We start from the raw sequence: 1,256 nt of genomic DNA, 5'->3' as shown, positions 1-1,256 counted from the left end.
AAGCTGGTCCTCGATCTCGCGCTGGATGGTGCGGCGCAGCGGCCGGGCACCCATGGCGGGGTTGTAGCCGCGGGTGGCCAACAGGACCTTGGCCGCGTCCGTAAGCTCGATGCCCATGTCCTTATCCGCCAGATGCTGTTCCAAGCGACGGATCATCAGGTCCACGATCTCGATGATCTCGTCCTGCGTGAGCTGCGGGAAGACGATGACGTCGTCAACGCGGTTGAGGAACTCGGGACGGAACTGCTGTTTGAGCTCCTCCGTGACCCGTGCCCGCATCCGGTTGTAGCCGGTGGTGGTGTCCGTGCCGGACTGGAAGCCCGTTGCGACGCTCTTGGAGATGTCCCGGGTACCCAGGTTGGTGGTCATGATGATCACCGTGTTCTTGAAGTCCACCACCCGGCCATGGCTATCCGTCAGGCGGCCGTCTTCCATGATCTGCAGCAGCGAGTTGAAGAGATCGGCGTGGGCCTTCTCCACTTCGTCGAACAGCACCACGGAGAACGGACGACGCCGGACCTTCTCGGTCAGCTGCCCGCCCTCGTCGTAGCCGACGTAGCCCGGAGGGGCACCGAAGAGACGGGACACGGTGTGCTTTTCCGAGTACTCGGACATGTCCAGCGTGATGAGTGCATCCTCATCGGCAAAGAGGAATTCCGCCAATGCTTTGGCGAGCTCGGTCTTGCCGACACCCGTGGGCCCGGCGAAGATGAACGAGCCACCCGGGCGCTTGGGATCCTTCAGGCCGGCACGCGTGCGGCGGATTGCACGCGATACGGAATTAATCGCTTCATTCTGCGATGACGCGCTTGTGCAGCTCCTCCTCCATCTTGAGCAGGCGGCTGGATTCTTCCTCGGTGAGTTTGAAGACCGGGATGCCGGTGGAGTTCGCGAGAACTTCGGCAATCAGCTCCTCGTCGACCTCGGCGTTGCCGTCCGTGCCGCCGGCCTTCCACTTGAGCTCCCTTTCCCGGCGCTCGGCGACAAGTTTCTGCTCCTTCATGCGCAGCGACGCGGCGCCTTCGAAGTCCTGGGCGTCGATGGCGGATTCTTTCTCCATCTTCACTTCGGCGATGCGTGCATCCATCGCTTTCAGCTCCGGCGGACGGGTCATGCGGCGGATGCGAAGCCGTGCACCGGCTTCGTCGATCAGGTCGATCGCCTTGTCCGGCAGGAAGCGGTCCGAAACGTACCGCTCCGAGAGGCTCGCCGCCGCCGCCAGTGCGCCGTCGGTGATGGTCACCCGGTGGTGCGCC

At 63.5% G+C, this 1,256-nt stretch carries 1 pseudogene; it reads right to left on the bottom strand.

Annotated elements, in window-relative coordinates:
* Positions 1 to 1,256 (bottom strand): annotated as a pseudogene (locus tag AHiyo1_RS21610) (AAA family ATPase); the annotation flags it as partial.

The organism is Arthrobacter sp. Hiyo1, assembly GCF_001263615.2.
In the GTDB taxonomy this organism is placed as follows: domain Bacteria; phylum Actinomycetota; class Actinomycetes; order Actinomycetales; family Micrococcaceae; genus Arthrobacter.
This window is presented reverse-complemented; position numbering and strand designations above follow the sequence as displayed.